Here is a 16109-nt window from a genome sequence, read left to right as displayed (position 1 = left end):
CACGCACCGGGGATATAGGTGCCCAATCAACGCAACAGGGAAAATTAACCATACTCATTGAGGGACTATTCACCGAAATGGCAAACAAAGCGTTTAAGCGCATGCCGCCGTTTGTCGCGTCGTTGCGACGCCGAAGTCCCTCAGAGATTAACGGTTCGTTACCGCGCGCAACGAGGCTGCGAGACTGCGCGTTGCCTGCGATGCACTGCGCGCGCATCGGTCAGCTTTTCCGCAGGATGACGTGATAATCGCCGCGGCGGACGTCGGTGCCGCGCGGGAGCACGGCGTTCAGCACGGCGGCGCCGGCATCGACGAGCGCCGCGAACGGCGGCTTGCGCCGGCGCATCTCGGGATAGCGCGGACTCTCGACCTCACGGCGATAGATCATCTCGAGGCCGTTGGCGGCCGCGAACGCTTCGAGCCGCGGCAGCGTCACCAGTGGATGGAAGAAGGTCGGGAACGGCGGCTCGCCGGGCAGGCCGGCATCCTTGATGCCGCGGATGTGCCGGTAGAACCAGACGTGGAACCAGTGCGGCGAATATTTGGTGACGACGCCGGACAGCGAGCGCGGATTGGGCGCGCCGATCAGGATCATCCCGCCGCGCTTGAGCGCATCACGGAAGTTCAGCAGTGCTGCGTCGACATGGGGCAGATGCTCGATCACGTTGTAACAGATCACGAGGTCGAAGGTTTCGCTCCCGAAGCTGTAGGTCTGCACGTCGCCGAGGATGGCCTCATCCGCGTAGGTGTTGTTGCGAACCTGGTCCTCGTCGATGTCGACGACGGTGACCTTGCTGCGGCTCAGCAATTCCGGCGGCAGAACGCTGCACGAGCCGCCGCCGGCTTCATAGATGGCGAGACGGCCCTGTGGCAGCTCGCGACGTAGCAAATCATGAACAGCAAGAAGGCTGTCGCGGGCTTCGCCGGGGACCAGATCATGCAGCGCCTGGACGTGTGGGGTGGCGGGGGCGTCGATCGCCGTGGCTGTCGCGAAATCGATCGTGGTTGGCTTGTTCATATTTTCTGACCGCGCTTGTTCTATTCAAATTTACAGGAAAAAACTCGCATGCCCGAAGAGCAAATCCGATGCCGCGCCGCCTCACCGGTCGTGGTGCTTACGGACGGGTTAATGTGCATGGGCGTTAACTACGGCATTGTCCGCATCGCGCCGCCCGCGCATGATGGACTGCGAATTGCAGTACCACGTGCGTATGGATTTGCCGGGGAAGCAGGTGAAAACGGTTAAGTGCATGGCGTCGGGTCTGCACTGTCGGACGATCCGCGGCGTGATGCCACCTCGCGCCTCGCGCCGGCTGTCCACTTCGAGACGCAACTGTCCCGCGACGCTGTACCGTCGCGGGACGATAGCCCTGGCGCATGCGACCGGCGCAGGGCTTTTTCAACATATCTCGGGCATTTAGACCGCCATGACATTGATCCCGACAGACCTGTCTGCCAGCCGGATATCGGATGCCGTGCGCGATCCCAATCGGGAGATCGTCGCGAGCTCCCGCGTCATCGACCTGTCGGTCGGCATCGTCGTCTGCATTCCCTGCTTCCGCCGCCCGCAGCATCTGCGGCTGACGCTGGACTCGCTCGCAAGCCAGCGCACCCCGCGTTCCTTTGCCGTCGTCATGGTCGAGAACGACGCGGCGAAGCGCGAGAGCGCGCCGGTCGCCGCGGAGTATCTCGCCGACGGCAGGCTCCAGGGCATCTGCCTCGTCGAGCGGCGGCAGGGCAATTGCCAGGCGATCAACGCCGCGTTCGAGACGGCGCAGGCGCTGTTTCCCGCCGCGACCCGCTTCCTGATGATCGACGACGACGAGATCGCATCACCCGACTGGCTCGAGCTGATGGTCCGCACCGCGGAGGCGACCGGCGCCGAAATCGTCGGCGGCCCGGTGCTGCCGGTCTTCGACGACGACAGCAAGCCGTGGCTCGCGCGTCATCCCGCCTTTTGCCCGGCCTATGATTACAGCGGCGCGGTGCCGCTGATCTATGGCTGCGGCAATTGCCTGATCACCCGCGCGGCGTTCGAGCGGTTCGACAAGCCCGCGTTCGATCTGCGCTTCAACTTTCTCGGCGGCGGCGACTGCGATTTCTTCGTGCGGTGCCGCGACGCCGGCATGCTGTTTCATTGGACGGCTGAGGCGGTCATCACCGAGACCGTGCCGCAGAGCCGCACCAGCTTCGGTTGGATTGCCAAGCGGGGCTTGCGCATCGGCGCGATCAATTATCGCGTGCAGTACAAGGCCGCGCAGAGCGTGGCGGCGCGAGTGCGGGTGTTCGCGCAGATGCTCGGCCGCCTGCCGCTGTCGCTGCTGCGTGCGGCGCGTCTGCTGGCGACCTCGAAGACGGTCGTCGCCATGCATCCCGCGCTGGTCGCGTTCGGCTCCATGCTGGCGGCATTCGGCATCGAGCCGAAGCCCTATGAAGCCTCGAAGATCCTATCCTGACGCCGCAGAGAAGGGTTAGATGCCGAAGCGGGCGAGAGCTGTCCTGGCCGCGGCGCGCGGCAGCGCCTTGAGCGAGCGCCGGCCAACCATCGTGAGATAGCCAAGGGCGTCGCGATATCTGCCGAAGCGGACCGCTTGCATCGCCGAATAGGTGACGAGATGAATCTCCGCGGCGAGGCGCAGCCCGGCGGCCGCGCCCGCGGGCAGTCTCGCCAGGATCAGGCCGTCGTCGAAGACCCGCGCGATCGCGGGAAAGAAATCCTTCGGCGTCCGTACCGCCGCGTTCATGGTGTTGGCGGTGTGCAGGCGGTAGTCGAGCAGCAGCTTCGGTGCGAACTCGAACTCGCCGATCGCGGCAAGGCGGCACCAGCAATGCCAGTCCTCGCAATATCTGAGCGAGGTATCGAAGCCGCCGATGGCGCGGAAGGCCTCGGCACGGGCGAGCGCGATGCCGCCATTGACGATGAAATTGCCGCTGGCGAGCCGTGCCAGCACGTCGCCCGAGGGCTTGCGGCGCCCTTTCAACAGGCCCCGCCGACCGATCTGCCGTCCTTCGCTGTCAATGGTGTTGTAGTCGCCGTAGACGAGAACCGCGCGTGGAGCATCGCGCGCCGTCGCGAGCAGTGCCGCCACCGCGCCGGGGCGCAGGCGGTCGTCGGCGTCGAGGAACAGCAGCCACTCGCCGCCCGCATGCCGCGCGCCGAGATTGCGTGCGGCCGACACGCCGGCGGAGTCGTTGCTCATCAGGTGCAGCCGCGGGTCACGGATGGCGCGAACGATCGCGACGGTCTGGTCGGTCGAGCCGTCGTCGACGACGATCACTTCGCCCACCTCGCCCTGCGACAGCGCGCTGGCGAGGGTTTCGCCGATATAGGCGGCGACGTTCTTGGCGGGAATGACGACGGACACCGCAATGGTCGAGCCGACCTGCAGCGGCGGACGCGCCGGCGTCGCCACGCGAGATGAGGCCGGCAGTTCGAGAATGTCTTCGGCGGTGATCAAGCGGCGGCTCGTTCTTAATGATCCGTTAACCGGGGCGATCTGGGCGCTGGCAGGACCCGCGATCGAAAAACTCGTGCCGGATGATACTCGCATTGCCGGCAAATCATTGCGGGCGAGATCTGCGCGTCGCCGGTTTCGTCAAGTAACGTTAAGTCGACGGCATTGAGCTTGCGGAAATATGGAGGAGTGCGCCAGCGCCGCTCGGCCGCACTGGTTGACGGACGGTTAACGGGGATGAGGTAGGACGTGAGGCTTCCGCCGGCTTCATCATCTGCCTTGAGCCATGGATCGCAGCGCCGCTGACACCACCGACGTCGAGACCCCATCGCTCGGCCACATCCTGCGCGAGAGCCTTGCCGGGCTGAACGCCATGCGGGCGGCGCGCTGTCTCGTCGCGATTGCGGCCCTGCTTCTCATCCTGGTGACGCTCGATCCGTTTCCCGACCTGCGCAGCGAGGACGCGGCCACCGTCGTCGGCGGACGTATGGCGCTGACCTACGTCGCCTGGGGTCTTCTGGCTGCGGTCGCGGTACTGCTCGTCGCGGTCACGGATGCACCCGCGTTGAAGAGCCTGGTGACACCGCTGCATGTGTGTCTGGTCGGCTGGCTGTTGATCAACATCGTCTTCTCCGAGAGTCGCGGCGTCTCGATCCAGCGTTTCGTGCTCGCGGCCAGCGTGACCTCGCTCGCCGTTCTGCTGCCGCTCCTGCCGCCGACGCAGCGCAGCTTCAATTTGTGCCTCGGCGCCGCCGCACTCGCGCTGCTCGCGCTGTGCTATCTCGGCGTTGTCCTCGCCCCGCAATATTCGATCCACACCGCGCTCGACGTCACCGAGCCGCAGCTCGCCGGCGACTGGCGCGGCAGCTTCGGCCACAAGAACGTGGCTTCGCCGGTGATGACCGTGCTGGTCTATGTCGGCATTTACCTGTCCGCCGTCGGATCGTTCGTGATGGGGCCGGCGATCGCCGTGCTCGCCGGCATCTTCCTGATCTTCACCGGCGGCAAGACCTCCTCGGTGCTGTGCCTTGCGATCTACGCGCTGGCCTCGCTTGTCTATGTCACGCGCAGCCTGTGGCTGAAGCGGCTCATCTGCTTCGTGCCGCTGATCGCGATGAACCTGCTGACGGTGGGCAGCGTGCTGAGCCCGGCGCTCGGGGCGATGACGCGGCTGCTTCCGCTCGATCCCACCTTCACCGGCCGTTCCGCCATCTGGGAGTTCGCGCTCGCGGCCGTCGCCGAAAAGCCGCTCATCGGTCACGGCTATGCGGCTTTCTGGGACGACGTCTCCGCGCGGCAGACCGCCCAGGGCGCCGAATGGGCGACGTCAGCCGCGCACAGCCACAACTCCTATCTCGATCTCGCGGTCACCATCGGCCTTCCGGGCTTGCTGCTGGTGATCCTTGTCTTCGTGCTCGCGCCGCTCCGCAATTTCCAGTCCGCCCAGGCTCACAACCGAAGCAGCGCACTGGCAAAGCTGTTCCTGACCGTCTGGCTGTTCGGCCTCTACTACGGCGCCACCGAGACCTTCCTGCTCGAACGGCAGAATCCGATCTGGTTCATGTTCGCCCTCGCGGTGGCGGGCCTGCACTTCCTCGCAAGGTTCCAGTGCGTTGACCAGACGGAACCCCAACGCTGACAGCTTGTCGCACTCGCGGCGCCGTGGTTGCACCGGCTTAACGATAAGCCGCGACGTCGCTTGTGGTGTGCGACAAAACATAATCTATCTCGAAACATTCAGTAATCGTATGTACCGGGGATGACGTTTCTCAGCGTCGAGCAGCCAGATGGTCTTGTGTCCAGCACGCCGGGAATCGCGGTCGACTTCCTGCGTGACTGGCGGCAGGCTGCCGCACGCCTGAGTGCCGGCCATCGCACCGCTTTCCAGCATGGTTACTGGCTCGGCGCCTGGTACGAGGCGTTTGACGACGTTGCGCCGCTGATCGCCGTGATCTCCGATGTCGCGACCGGCAAGGACATCACGGTCGTGCCGATGATCAGCCATGTCAGGCGCGGCATCCGCATCGTCGAATTCGCCGATCTCGGCGTCTGCGACAACAACGCCCCGATCCTGCCGCTCGATGCCGCGCTGGATCCGGCGGCGATGGATGCGATCGGCAAGGCGCTGGTCGAGGCGTTGCGCGCCTTGCCCGACCGCTTCGACCTGTTGCGCCTGAAGAAGATGCCGGCGCAGGTCGGCGGCAGGCCCAACCCGCTGGTGTCGCTCGGCCGTGCCGGATCCTGCTCGGTCAACGGCAACCTCGTCCTGATCGGCGACGATTATGAAGCTTATCAGGCCTCGATCAGGCGCATGCAGATGCCGCGGTGCTGGCGCGTCTTCAGCCGCCTTGGCAATGCAAGGTTCGAGATCGCGACGGATGCCGAGCGCGCGCGCCAGTTTCTCGATGTGATGGACGCCCAGCAAGAGGAGCGGATGAGACAGCTTGGCTCGCCGTTCGTCCTGAACGACGATGTTCACGCCCGATTCTATCGCGAGGTGGCGCGCCAGGGTGTCGCTGAAGGTTATGCCGTCATCTCGGCTCTGGTCTGTGACAAGGGTATCGCGGCGACGACGTTCGGCGTCCGCTACGGTGCGACCTACCTCCTGCTGCGCATCAGTCACACCGGCAGAACCTGGGCAAACTTTTCTCCCGGACTGCTCGCGACCGAACGCACCATGGAGGCGCTGCATGCACAAGGCGTGCGCCGCTTCGATCTCAGCATCGGCAATCAGGACTACAAGCGCCGGCTGGGCGCCGTGCAGGTGCCGCTGACAGATGCCACCGTCGCGCTGTCCTGGCGCGGTGCGCCTTTCGCCTGGCGCGACCACGCCGCGCAGGGCCTGCGCCGTCACCCCAGGCTCGCCGCCTTGGCTGCGCGGGCGATGGGCAAGGTGGCGCGCTGACGGGCGCCCTCTGTTTCGCCGTCATCTCGGAAGGCCTGCGCGAAAGGCGTCGAGCAATGCGCGTCCCTGCGGCCAGTCGCCGAGCCCGCTCGTGGCATTGATGTGGCCGAGTGCGCCCGGCACGATCAGGCCGGACTGCCAGTCCTGCGCCCGCCGCCGTGTCACCTCGATCGCTCCATAGGGATCATTCGTGCTCGCGATGATCAGCGCGGGAAAGCGCAGCGGGCGTTCCGGCACCGGCTTGAACGCCATGGCCTCCGCGGGAAAATTGCCGCCATCCGGATCGGGCACAGCGACCAGAACAGCGCCGGCAATCGCGGACGGGAAGCGCGCGGCCCAGTGCGCCACCAGCAGGCAGGCGAGGCTGTGGGCGACCAGGACGGGCGGCTTGGCGCAGCGCGCGACCGCGCGCTCCAGGGCTTGCTCCCAGTCGTCGAGGTCCGGCTGGTCCCAGCTCGCGGGCCGGAATCGCGTGAAGCGCGCATCAGTGCGCTCCCACAGCGTCTGCCAATGGGTGTCTCCGGAGCCGCCGAGGCCGGGCAATGTGATGATGTCGTGCATGAACGTTCCGTGATATCTGAGATGACGTCGCAGAGTGACCGACCGCGGTCCTGCATCACATGGCAAGTCATCGGCGGAATCGACCATCTGCCGATGATCTCAAGGCGGAAGGGAGAATTTTGTTGGATCGCTTCGGAAGCATCGACGCCAAGGATTTGAAGATCCTCGAGGCGCTGCAAACCAATGCGCGCGTGCCACTGTCCGAGCTGGGCCGCTCCGTCGGATTGTCCCAGCCGGCGATCTCCGAACGCGTCAAGCGGCTCGAGGAAGCCGGCATCATCGAAGGCTACGGCGCCCGCATCAACCCGCGGGCGCTCGGGCTCGGCCTGATGGCGCTGGTGCGCCTGCGCACCTCGCACGAGCACATCAAGACCTGCCTCAAACGGTTCAGCGAAATTCCTCACATCATCGAAGTCCATCGCGTGACCGGCGACGACTGCTTCGTGCTCAAGGTGCTCGTTCCTGCCCCGGAGGACCTCGAGACCATCGTGGATCGCATCGCCGGCTTCGGCACTGTCACGACCTCGCTGGTGCTGCGGAGCGAGCCCGCGCGGCCGATCGGCAAGGATCTCGTCAGGAAGAAAACCGAACGCAGTTGAGGCGCGGCTTGCGTGATCGGCACGTCACCGCGCCGTCACAAAGCCCTCGAAACTTCCGGTTGTCGCACCCGTTGTGTTATCGTCGCCCTCGTTTTCCGGAGGCGACATGGAAGATCGTTCGGCAAAATATCGCGCATTCTATGCGCAGTTGATCTGCTCCGCGGCGAAGTCTGCGGATCCCCGACTTGAGGAGGCCTTTCGGACCGTCAGGCGCGAGCCTTTCGTCGGGCCCGGGCCGTGGTCGATCTGTCTCGGCGGTCATCCCTATGTGGTCACGCCTGACGATGATCCCGCCTTCCTCTATCAGAACGCGCTGCTCGCGCTGGATCCGGCGCGCGGCCTCAACATAGGCATGCCCGGTGCACACGCATATTGGCTCACCGGCTGCGCCGTCAGGGAGGGCGAGACTGTGATCCAGATCGGCGCGGGCAGCGGCTATTACACCGCGATCCTCGCGCATCTCGCCGGCCCGCGTGGCCGCGTTCATGCCTATGAGATCGACGAGCGTCTGGCGGGACTTGCGCGCGACAATCTGAAGGATGTCGCTCATGTCGACGTGCGCGACCGTTCGGGCATCGGATCCAATCTGCCGGCTGCGGACGTGATCTATGTCTGCGCGGGCGCGGCGCAGCCGGCGGCGGAATGGCTCGAGGCGCTGCGGCCCGGCGGACGGCTGGTGTTTCCGCTCGCGCCCGAAAGCACGCTCGGCGGCATGTTGATGATCACCCGCCCGGACGGCGGCGCGATCTGGCCGGCGAAATTTCTCAGCCGTGCCCAGTTCATCGGCTGTGCGGGATTGCAGGATGCGGATGCCGCCCGGCGACTGGCCGAAGCGTTTGCGAGAGGATGGGAGGGTGTGCAGTCGCTGCGGAGAGAGGGCGCTCCCGACGAGACATGCTGGTTTGCCGGTGAGGGCTGGTGGCTGTCGACCGCGCCGGCGCCCATGCCAGTGGTGTCAGTTCAGCCTCATGCCGACATCACGCAGGCCTAGCGGAATTGCCGCCTCACGATCCCGTGCACCCGGCGCAGTGAAAGCGGCCGCGCGAGGCGCGAAACAGGCTGCGGCAGTACCAGCGCCGCGCCAGCGCCTGCGCTGGCTTGCGGATCATCTGCGCGATCAACAAGAGTTCGAAAGCCATTGGTCTCGCTTTGGGTGAAATATCCTGCTCATGCATATGGGGCGGCATTCCCGAAGGAGAATGCCGCCCCATTCGTATCAGCCATGCCGCATCAGCCATGCAGCTTTTTGGCCGTCTCCGCGATCTGCCGGCCCTGATAGCGCGCGCCGGCGAGCTCGTTGGCGCTGGGCTGGCGGCTGCCGTCGCCGCCGGTGATCGTGGTGGCGCCATAGGGCGCACCGCCCGTGACCTCGTCGAGCTTCATCTGGCCGGCAAAGCCGTAGTTCATGCCGACCACGACCATGCCGAAATGCAGCAGGTTGGTGATGATCGAGAACAGCGTCGTCTCCTGGCCGCCATGCTGGGTCGCGCTGGCAGTGAAGGCGCCGCCGACCTTGCCGTGCAGCGCGCCCTTGGCCCAGAGTCCGCCGGCCTGGTCCAAGAAGTTCGCCATCTGCGAGGCCATCCGGCCGAAGCGGGTGCCGGTGCCGACGATGATTGCATCGTAATTGGCGAGATCCTCGATCTTGGCCACCGGTGCGGCCTGGTCGAGCTTGTAATAGGAGGCTTTGGCGACCTCGGCCGGCACCAGCTCCGGCACGCGCTTGATGTCGACGGTGACGCCGGCCTCGCGCGCGCCTTCGGCGACGGCATTGGCCATCGCCTCGATGTGGCCATAGGCGGAATAATAGAGGACGAGAACTTTGGTCACGGTGGTCTCCGTTGGGATTGGTGGGATGATTGGTCGTTTGGATCGTTAGGCGGCGTCGACGAGCACGAGCTCGGAGTCTTCGAGCGCCGTGATCTTCAGCCTGGCCTCGTCGCGGATCGCCGCGCCGTCGCGGGCGTTGACGCGCACGCCGTTGATCTCGACGGCACCCGCCGCAGGCACGAGGTAGAGATGCCGCGACGTCTGCGGCTCGTACTCCGCGCTCTCGCCCGCCTTCAGCGTGGTGGCGAGCACCCGCGCATCGGCGCGGATCGGCAGCGCGTCCGTGTCATTCTCGAAGCCGCTCGCGATGGTGACGAGCTTGCCGGAGCGATCCGCCTTGGGGAAAGGCTTCGAGCCCCAGGTCGGCTGTCCGCCGCGTTGCGTCGGCTCGATCCAGATCTGGAATATGCGCGTCTGGGTCGGTTCGAGATTGTATTCGGAGTGACGGATGCCGCTGCCGGCGCTCATCACCTGCACGTCGCCCGCTTCAGTGCGCCCCTCGTTGCCGAGGCTGTCCTGGTGGGTGATCGCGCCCTCGCGCACATAGGTGATGATTTCCATGTTGGCGTGAGGATGGGCGGGAAAGCCGGTGTTCGGTGCGATCTCGTCGTCGTTCCACACCCGCAAGGCGCCATGTCCCATGTTGTTCGGGTCATAATGGCTTGCGAAGGAGAAATGGTGCTTGGCCTTGAGCCAGCCGTGGTCGGCGCCGCCGAGCTTTGCGAAAGGTCTGAGTTCGATCATGGAAGTGGGTCCTGATTGGAGGGGAGGGGTTTGGCGTTACGCGCCAAACCCGCCGTCGACATTGAGCACCGTGCCGGTGACGAAGGAGGCTTCCGGGCTTGCGAGGAAGACCACGCCGGCGGCGACTTCCTCGGGCCGGCCGAAGCGCTGCAGCGCGTGCTGCTTGCGCTGGGCTTCCGCGAAGTCGCGGTCGTCGTCCGGATTCATGTCGGTGTTGATCGAGCCGGGCTGCACCACGTTGACGGTGATGCCGCGCGGACCCAAGTCGCGCGCCGCGCCCTTGGTGTAGCCGACGACGGCCGCCTTGGTGGCGACGTAGTCGGCAAGGCCCGGGAACGAGGCGCGGTCGGCGAGCATCGAGCCGACGGTGACGATGCGGCCGCCTTCACCCATCAGCTGCGAGGCGGCGCGGATCGCCGCGATCACGCCATGCACGTTGACCTGGTCCTGGCGCGCCAGCGCGTCCGTATCTGCATTGGCATCGTTGACAGCGCCGCCGGCGGCGACGCCGGCATTGTTGACGAGGATGTCGAGACGGCCGAATTCCTTGGCGACGTCGTTGACGAGCTGCGTCACGTCCTTCGCCGAGGCCTGGTCCGCCTTGAAGGCACGCGCCCTGACGCCCTTGGCCTTCAGTTCAGTGACGACGGCTTCCGCCTTGTCGGGCGAGGCGACATAGCTGATGGCGACATCCGCGCCTTGATCGGCGAGTGCGCGGGCGGAGGCCGCGCCGATGCCGCGCGAGCCGCCGGTGACGAGGGCAACCTTGCCTGAGAGCTTCTTGGTCATTGGATTTCTCCATTCCGTGGGTTTGCGATTGACCCTTGGATAAGCCTCCGCCTGTGGTATAGAAATAGAAACTGTCGAAACGCATTGTTTCCTGAAATTCTCCGATTGGACCGAGGCCATGGCAAAACTCCCCGATTTCGAGGCGCTCGCGATTTTCGCAAAAGTCGTGGAATTACGGTCCTTTGCGGGGGCCGCGAGCGAGCTCGCGATGTCCAAGGCGACGGTCTCGAAGGCCGTGACCCGGCTGGAGGAGCGGCTCGGCGCCCGCCTGTTCAACCGCACCTCGCGCCGGCTCGCGCTGACCGATGCCGGCCACAAGCTCGCCGACCGCGCGACGCGTCTGCTCGCCGACGGCGAGGCGGCCGAGAACGAGGCGCTGGCGCAATCGGTGGCGCCGCGCGGCCTGGTGCGGCTCGCGGTGCCCATGACGTTCGGCATCAAGGCGGTGGCGCCGCTGCTGCCGGAGTTCTTCGAGGCCTATCCGGAAGTCTCGGTCGATCTTCACTTAAGCGATGCGACGGTGGATTTGATCGGCGAGGGCTTTGACATGGCGGTGCGGATCGCACGGCTGCCGGACTCCTCGCTGATCGCGCGCCGGCTCTTCACCATGCCGCGCTTCACCGTGGCCGCGCCGTCCTATCTGAGGCGTCACGGCCGCCCGACGCATCCGATGCATCTGGCCGAGCACAGATGCTTCAGCTACGCCTACATGTCGACGCCGAACATCTGGCACTACACCAATTCGGCCGGCGAGCAGGCGAGCGTACGTCCGGGCGGCCCGCTTCGCGTCAACAATGGCGAAGCCGTGATGCCGTCATTGATCGCAGGCCTCGGCATCGCCGAGCTTCCCGAATTCATCGTCGGCGAAGCGATCTCCTCCGGCGCCGTCGAAGTGATCCTGAAGGACTGGAAGCAGGCCGAAGGCGCCGTGCATCTGGTGACCCCGCCCGGCGGCCCGCGTCCCGCACGCGTCGAAGCCCTCGGCGATTTCCTCGCGGCGAAGCTCCCGGGCACCTGCAAGCGGCGGCCGCGCGGGAAGGTGAAGGGAGCGTAGCGCGAGCGTTCCCGACGATCTCGTCATTGCGAGCGCAGCGAAGCAATCCAGAATCCCACCGCGGAGACACTCTGGATTGCTTCGCTGCGCTCGCAATGACGGAGTGTGACTACGACACCTTCGCGCCGTTGATCGCAACGATGCGCAGGTTCGGCTTCAGCGTCCCTTCCAATCGCGTCTTCAATTCGTGAACCCGCGGATCGGTCGAGTGGGCTGCGCACACCGCGTATTGATGGACGGATTTCGCCAGGGCCCGCCGAGCTTCCGGCGTTCGCGTCACATCCGGCTCCGAAAGCCGCAAGACGATCGCGGCGAGATTGACCAGCATCTCGTCCAGAGCGACGTCGATAGTCCCAAGATTGTGCATCACTCCCTCCCGGGAAGGGCAACCCGCAGGTCCGCCGATGCGTTCCGCACCCGGCCGGACATGGTTAACGCTTCGTAAACGGCTTGTTCTTGCCGGCCGCCACGCTAGGCTGGCCGGAGAAACAAAGAAAATCTGGGGGAGGCACCACCATGGATCGACGCGATCTCCTGCGCGCGGCTGCGGCATTGCCGTTGCTGCGGGCTGCCTGGCCGGATCCGGCCTTCGCGCAAGCCTATCCGGCGCGCAACATCACCATGATCGTGCCGTTTCCGGCCGGCGGCCAGGCCGATCTCGCGGCGCGCCCGGTCGCGATGGCGCTGGAACGGGTCCTCGGCAAGCCCGTCATCGTCGACAACCGCGCCGGCGGCGGTGGTGGATCGGTCGGCAATGCCGCCGCGGCGCGCGCCGAGCCCGACGGCTACACGCTGCTGATGACGCTGTCCTCGCTCGCGGTGCTGCCCGAGGCAGACCGGCTGTTCGACCGTCCCGCTGCCTACGAGGTCTCGCAATTCATGCCGATCGCGCGCGTGCTGGCCGACCCCACGCTGCTCGCGGTGCCCGCGTCGGCGCCCTGGAAGACCGCGCAGGACTTCGTCGAGGATGCGAAGAAGCGTCCCGGCCAGATCACCTATGGCTCGTCGGGGCCCTACGGCACGCTGCATGTGGCGATGGAAATGTTTGCGAACAGCGCCGGCATCAAGCTCATGCACGTGCCGTTCCGCGGCGCGGGTCCTGCGCTCACGGCGTTGCTCAGCGGCACCGTGCAGGCGATCGCGGCGGCACCGGGGACGCTGAAGCCGCAGGTCGACGACGGCAAGCTGCGCGTGCTCGGCAATTGCGGCGCGCAGCGCATCGCGAGCTTTCCCGACGTGCCGACCTTCCAGGAGCTCGGTTACAAGGACGTCGAGATGTACATCTGGGCCGGGCTGTTCGCGCAGAGCTCTCTTCCCGCGCCGATCGCCAGCCGCCTGCGTGAGGCGATGGCGCAGGTGATGACGAGCCCTGACGTGCTCAAGGCCTTCGAGACATCAGGCAGTCTCGTCGCCTATCAGGACGCGCCGGCCTTCTCGCAATTCGTGGCGGCTGACAGCGCGCGGCTGATCGCGGCGGTGAAGAAGATCGGCAAGGTGGAGTAGGGGGCCTAGAATTCGCTGCGGACCAGTCCCCGCAATGTGTGCCGGTCGTATCCCGATGCGAACGCGCCTTCCCAGGAGGCCTTGAACGACGTCGCGGTCGTGAGGTCCCAGCGGAGCTCGGCCCCGGTGAGCGCCACCGTGCGTGCGCGCTCAACGCCGGTGATCGCGAACGGAATGCCGGGGGCGCCTTCGAGGGCTGCCGTCGTGGTCGCGGCGCTGCCCGTGAACTCATGGCGCACGGCAATTGTCGCGCCAAGCTGCGCGGCATGGCCGTTCGGCATCGTCACGCGGTGATTGGCGCGCAGGCCCAGCGTGCCATAGCCGACGTCGAAGCTGCCGGCCCGCACCAGCTGATTGACGCCGGGCGCACCGGTTTCGGACAGGCTGCCCTGCCGGGTCGCGTACCAGTCGGCCTTGGCGAACGGCTCGGCTATAAAGCCCCATCCGGCCGCGAACGGACGCGCGATGCCGAGCGAGACGGCGAAAGTGTTCGCCCGCGAGGAGGCGGTCGCAGTTTCTCCGAGGAACGAGATCGTGCGCGAGGAATCGAGTGCCGCGAAGGAATAGCTGATGGCGGATGCGACATTGAATCCGCCGGCTTCGCCGCGCGCGTAGACGCCGGCATGCCCGGCATTGGCCTCGATGCGGTCGGCGCGGCCGGCCATGCGCAACTGGCCGGTCGATGCGCCGACTGCAAGGCCCGCGGTGAAGCCCGGCATGTGCCAGAGATCGGCGCCGAGCGCCGCACCGCCGACGGCCGTGCTCGTCCCGAACGCAATGTTGCTGGCGGCGACCTTGTCCCAATTGCCGTAGCCGCCGAACCAGACACTCTGCAGCGGCGCAGCGCGGCGACGGCTCAGCGCCTTCCCGATCGGGTCCGCCGGCTCCTCCGCATAGGACGAGGCCGACATGCGTACGGCTTCGCCGCGCGACTGCGTGCCGGCGTTCCACATGAAGTTTTGGAACATGTCGGCCTGATCGGCGCTGAAGCGGCGTCCGTCGGCATGGACTTGCCCGGTGAGATCGTCGAGGCCGGCCTTGATACCCGGCGTACTGAGTGCGGCCAGCGTGTTGATCGCGGTGCCAAGGGCTGCCGATGCGCCGCCAGCCTGCGCCTGGTCCAGCGCGCCGGCGACTGCGGCCTGGTTCGGCGTCAGGCCCGACAGCGTGCCGAAGCCGCCGATCTGCTGCAGGATGAAATAGACGTTGTTGGCATCGTAGCTGAGCTGCCCGGAGACCAGCGGGCTGCCCGAGGTCGTGAGCGTCGCGAATGTGCCGCTGACGCCGCCGGTCGCGGTGAGGATCGTATATTGGGTGTTGGCGAGGAAGCCCGCGCCGAGCGGCACGATCTGCACCGTGCCGCCATTGAGCGTGACCGTGCCCGTTGCCGCGATCTTGTCCGACTGGCCGCCGGCGTTGATCTCGACCTGGAAGGTCGAGCCGGCGTTGAAGGTGACGTTGCCGCTGACGTTGAGCGTCCCGATCGAATTGCCGGGAGCGATCGTGCCGCCATTGTTGACGACGATGCCGCCGACCGTGCCGGTGCCGCCGAGATAACCGCCGTTGACGGTGACCACCGACGGCAACGTGCCGTTCACGATCAGGCCGCCGGCATCGACAGTCGTCGCGCCGTTGAACGCCGTGGTGCCGGTCAGCGTCCAGACGGAGGTACCGGTTTTCGCGAGCAACTCGAACTCGTCATACTGCAGGGCGGTGCCGAGGGATCCGAGGTCGAACGTGGCGTTTCCGGCGCCGCCAAAACCCAGCGTGTCGACACCGGTCCCGCCGCGCACGTTTCCGACGATCGTCGAGCCGGGCACGAGCGTGAGCACGTCATCACCGCCCATCAGATCGATGCCGCCGGAGATGGTCCCGGAGTTAATGACGGTATCGACACCGAAGAGCCGAGGATTCCCAGACTGAAGCTGGCGGAGATCGGCCGGCATTGATGAGAGTGTTGCCGCCGGCAAGCCATTCCACGCCAGTGTGGCCGCCGGTGATCGACCCGCCCTGATAGACAGTGACGACGTTCCCGGCTGAGGTTCCGATGAGGCGGAGCCCGATCGTTCCTCCACCGGTGCCGGCTGCCGACCCGCGAATGTTGACGACGTTGCCGTTCGAGTTGTCGATGACGATCGCCGCCTCGGCGAGACCCGTAGCCTCGGCAAGTGCGCCGGCTGCGATCGTCACGGTGTTGCTGTTCGAGCCGTTGGAGAGGAGCACGGCGCTGCTATCATTGGAGACCGTGGCCTGGTTGTTGACGGTCACATTCGAATTCGATGTGCCGTCGAAGACGACCGCGGGAATGCCTGCGCCGGGCATGAGCGACGTCGCCGTGCCATCGCCGACATTCACGGTGACGTTGCTGCCGCCGGTGGCGTTGATGTGATCGGTGTTGCCGAGACCGGTACAGGTGGCAACGTCGCCCGAGTTCAGCGCGCCGATCGTGCCGGTGCCGGTCACCGTGCAGGCTGCGAGCGCCGGCTCGGGGATCAGGACCGGCAATACGGCGAGCACCAGCGGCGCGAGTGCCGTCGTGACGAGCAGCCTGTTGCGCAGGACGGTGGCCGTCACGACGTCTTGCGCGCGGGTCTGTATTCCAATCGGCACCGACAACAATTCCCTCGTGGCAGTCTCTGAACTGCTAGCGGGGACGCCGCGCCGTTTCT

Annotated in this window: 17 protein-coding genes; 7 read left to right on the top strand and 10 right to left on the bottom strand. The window is 66.1% G+C overall.

The genetic code is table 11. The features are described from left to right. Window positions 1-220: 220 nt before the first annotated feature. Window positions 221-1018: a class I SAM-dependent methyltransferase gene (locus IQ16_RS24075; protein ID WP_018648467.1), complete on the bottom strand. Its 798-nt coding sequence runs from the start codon at window positions 1016-1018 to the stop codon at window positions 221-223. Window positions 1019-1427: 409 nt separating this feature from the next. Here IQ16_RS24075 and IQ16_RS24070 point away from each other — a divergent pair, with 409 nt between their 5' ends. Next, window positions 1428-2456 (top strand): glycosyltransferase family 2 protein, encoded by a 1029-nt coding sequence (locus IQ16_RS24070; protein ID WP_018648465.1) that lies wholly within the window; start codon window positions 1428-1430, stop codon window positions 2454-2456. A 15-nt stretch (window positions 2457-2471) separates the two neighbouring features. Here IQ16_RS24070 and IQ16_RS24065 read toward each other — a convergent pair whose 3' ends face one another. Further along, window positions 2472-3458, bottom strand: a complete 987-nt coding sequence (locus IQ16_RS24065; protein WP_018648464.1) for a glycosyltransferase — start codon at window positions 3456-3458, stop codon at window positions 2472-2474. A 283-nt stretch (window positions 3459-3741) separates the two neighbouring features. On the opposite strand from IQ16_RS24065, the gene IQ16_RS24060 reads away from it, so the two are divergent. Continuing rightward, a complete protein-coding gene (locus IQ16_RS24060) occupies window positions 3742-5094 on the top strand; it encodes an O-antigen ligase family protein (protein ID WP_018648463.1) in 1353 nt (450 codons plus the stop codon). Window positions 5095-5214: 120 nt separating this feature from the next. Continuing rightward, window positions 5215-6360: a GNAT family N-acetyltransferase gene (locus tag IQ16_RS45800; protein ID WP_018648462.1), complete on the top strand. Its 1146-nt coding sequence runs from the start codon at window positions 5215-5217 to the stop codon at window positions 6358-6360. 21 nt (window positions 6361-6381) lie between these two features. Here the strand turns inward: IQ16_RS45800 and IQ16_RS24050 are convergent, their stop codons facing one another. After that, complete coding sequence (locus tag IQ16_RS24050) at window positions 6382-6921, bottom strand: RBBP9/YdeN family alpha/beta hydrolase (protein ID WP_018648461.1); 540 nt, start codon at window positions 6919-6921, stop codon at window positions 6382-6384. 122 nt (window positions 6922-7043) lie between these two features. Here IQ16_RS24050 and IQ16_RS24045 point away from each other — a divergent pair, with 122 nt between their 5' ends. Together IQ16_RS24045 and IQ16_RS24040 are read left to right on the top strand one after the other, a co-directional pair. Continuing rightward, on the top strand, window positions 7044-7520 hold the full coding sequence (locus tag IQ16_RS24045) for an Lrp/AsnC family transcriptional regulator (RefSeq protein WP_018648460.1): 477 nt from the start codon (window positions 7044-7046) through the stop codon (window positions 7518-7520). Between the two features lie 106 nt (window positions 7521-7626). Beyond that, the gene (locus IQ16_RS24040; RefSeq protein WP_018648459.1) at window positions 7627-8511 is read left to right on the top strand and encodes a protein-L-isoaspartate O-methyltransferase family protein; all 885 of its coding nucleotides are present in this window, start codon (window positions 7627-7629) and stop codon (window positions 8509-8511) included. A 13-nt stretch (window positions 8512-8524) separates the two neighbouring features. Here IQ16_RS24040 and IQ16_RS47335 read toward each other — a convergent pair whose 3' ends face one another. The 4 genes from IQ16_RS47335 to IQ16_RS24025 form a co-directional block, all read right to left on the bottom strand. Continuing rightward, window positions 8525-8659, bottom strand: coding sequence for a hypothetical protein (locus IQ16_RS47335; RefSeq protein WP_018648458.1), 135 nt, complete (start codon window positions 8657-8659; stop codon window positions 8525-8527). Window positions 8660-8750: 91 nt separating this feature from the next. Beyond that, window positions 8751-9350 carry an NAD(P)H:quinone oxidoreductase gene (gene wrbA / locus IQ16_RS24035; protein ID WP_018648457.1) on the bottom strand — a complete coding sequence of 200 codons (600 nt, stop codon included), beginning with the start codon at window positions 9348-9350 and terminating at the stop codon, window positions 8751-8753. A 45-nt stretch (window positions 9351-9395) separates the two neighbouring features. Then, entirely contained in the window at window positions 9396-10094 is a 699-nt protein-coding gene (locus IQ16_RS24030) for a pirin family protein (RefSeq protein ID WP_018648456.1), read from the bottom strand. Window positions 10095-10130: 36 nt separating this feature from the next. Next, a complete protein-coding gene (locus IQ16_RS24025) occupies window positions 10131-10883 on the bottom strand; it encodes an SDR family NAD(P)-dependent oxidoreductase (protein ID WP_018648455.1) in 753 nt (250 codons plus the stop codon). 118 nt (window positions 10884-11001) lie between these two features. On the opposite strand from IQ16_RS24025, the gene IQ16_RS24020 reads away from it, so the two are divergent. Then, window positions 11002-11937 carry a LysR family transcriptional regulator gene (locus IQ16_RS24020; protein ID WP_018648454.1) on the top strand — a complete coding sequence of 312 codons (936 nt, stop codon included), beginning with the start codon at window positions 11002-11004 and terminating at the stop codon, window positions 11935-11937. Window positions 11938-12046: 109 nt separating this feature from the next. Here IQ16_RS24020 and IQ16_RS24015 read toward each other — a convergent pair whose 3' ends face one another. Further along, the gene (locus tag IQ16_RS24015) at window positions 12047-12304 is read right to left on the bottom strand and encodes a hypothetical protein (RefSeq protein ID WP_018648453.1); all 258 of its coding nucleotides are present in this window, start codon (window positions 12302-12304) and stop codon (window positions 12047-12049) included. A 149-nt stretch (window positions 12305-12453) separates the two neighbouring features. On the opposite strand from IQ16_RS24015, the gene IQ16_RS24010 reads away from it, so the two are divergent. Further along, window positions 12454-13440, top strand: a complete 987-nt coding sequence (locus tag IQ16_RS24010; protein ID WP_018648452.1) for a tripartite tricarboxylate transporter substrate binding protein — start codon at window positions 12454-12456, stop codon at window positions 13438-13440. 5 nt (window positions 13441-13445) lie between these two features. Here IQ16_RS24010 and IQ16_RS24005 read toward each other — a convergent pair whose 3' ends face one another. Next, window positions 13446-15287 (bottom strand): autotransporter family protein, encoded by a 1842-nt coding sequence (locus tag IQ16_RS24005; RefSeq protein ID WP_018648451.1) that lies wholly within the window; start codon window positions 15285-15287, stop codon window positions 13446-13448. A 31-nt stretch (window positions 15288-15318) separates the two neighbouring features. Beyond that, window positions 15319-16056, bottom strand: coding sequence for a hypothetical protein (locus tag IQ16_RS24000; protein WP_026312905.1), 738 nt, complete (start codon window positions 16054-16056; stop codon window positions 15319-15321). Window positions 16057-16109: the final 53 nt, after the last annotated feature.

Source organism: Bradyrhizobium huanghuaihaiense (assembly GCF_007830635.1).
In the GTDB taxonomy this organism is placed as follows: domain Bacteria; phylum Pseudomonadota; class Alphaproteobacteria; order Rhizobiales; family Xanthobacteraceae; genus Bradyrhizobium; species Bradyrhizobium huanghuaihaiense.
Note: the sequence above shows the minus strand (reverse complement) of the source record. Positions and strands in the feature narration are given on the sequence as shown.

Bases quoted from the DNA above. Each gene is read 5' to 3' on its own strand.
- IQ16_RS24075 (WP_018648467.1), bottom strand. From the start codon at position 1,018: ATGAACAAGCCAACCACGATCGATTTCGCGACAGCCACGGCGATCGAC.
- IQ16_RS24070 (WP_018648465.1), top strand. From the start codon at position 1,428: ATGACATTGATCCCGACAGACCTGTCTGCCAGCCGGATATCGGATGCC.
- IQ16_RS24060 (WP_018648463.1), top strand. From the start codon at position 3,742: ATGGATCGCAGCGCCGCTGACACCACCGACGTCGAGACCCCATCGCTC.
- IQ16_RS45800 (WP_018648462.1), top strand. From the start codon at position 5,215: ATGACGTTTCTCAGCGTCGAGCAGCCAGATGGTCTTGTGTCCAGCACG.
- IQ16_RS24050 (WP_018648461.1), bottom strand. From the start codon at position 6,921: ATGCACGACATCATCACATTGCCCGGCCTCGGCGGCTCCGGAGACACC.
- IQ16_RS24040 (WP_018648459.1), top strand. From the start codon at position 7,627: ATGGAAGATCGTTCGGCAAAATATCGCGCATTCTATGCGCAGTTGATC.
- IQ16_RS47335 (WP_018648458.1), bottom strand. From the start codon at position 8,659: ATGGCTTTCGAACTCTTGTTGATCGCGCAGATGATCCGCAAGCCAGCG.
- IQ16_RS24030 (WP_018648456.1), bottom strand. From the start codon at position 10,094: ATGATCGAACTCAGACCTTTCGCAAAGCTCGGCGGCGCCGACCACGGC.
- IQ16_RS24025 (WP_018648455.1), bottom strand. From the start codon at position 10,883: ATGACCAAGAAGCTCTCAGGCAAGGTTGCCCTCGTCACCGGCGGCTCG.
- IQ16_RS24020 (WP_018648454.1), top strand. From the start codon at position 11,002: ATGGCAAAACTCCCCGATTTCGAGGCGCTCGCGATTTTCGCAAAAGTC.
- IQ16_RS24015 (WP_018648453.1), bottom strand. From the start codon at position 12,304: ATGCACAATCTTGGGACTATCGACGTCGCTCTGGACGAGATGCTGGTC.
- IQ16_RS24010 (WP_018648452.1), top strand. From the start codon at position 12,454: ATGGATCGACGCGATCTCCTGCGCGCGGCTGCGGCATTGCCGTTGCTG.
- IQ16_RS24005 (WP_018648451.1), bottom strand. From the start codon at position 15,287: ATGGGCGGTGATGACGTGCTCACGCTCGTGCCCGGCTCGACGATCGTC.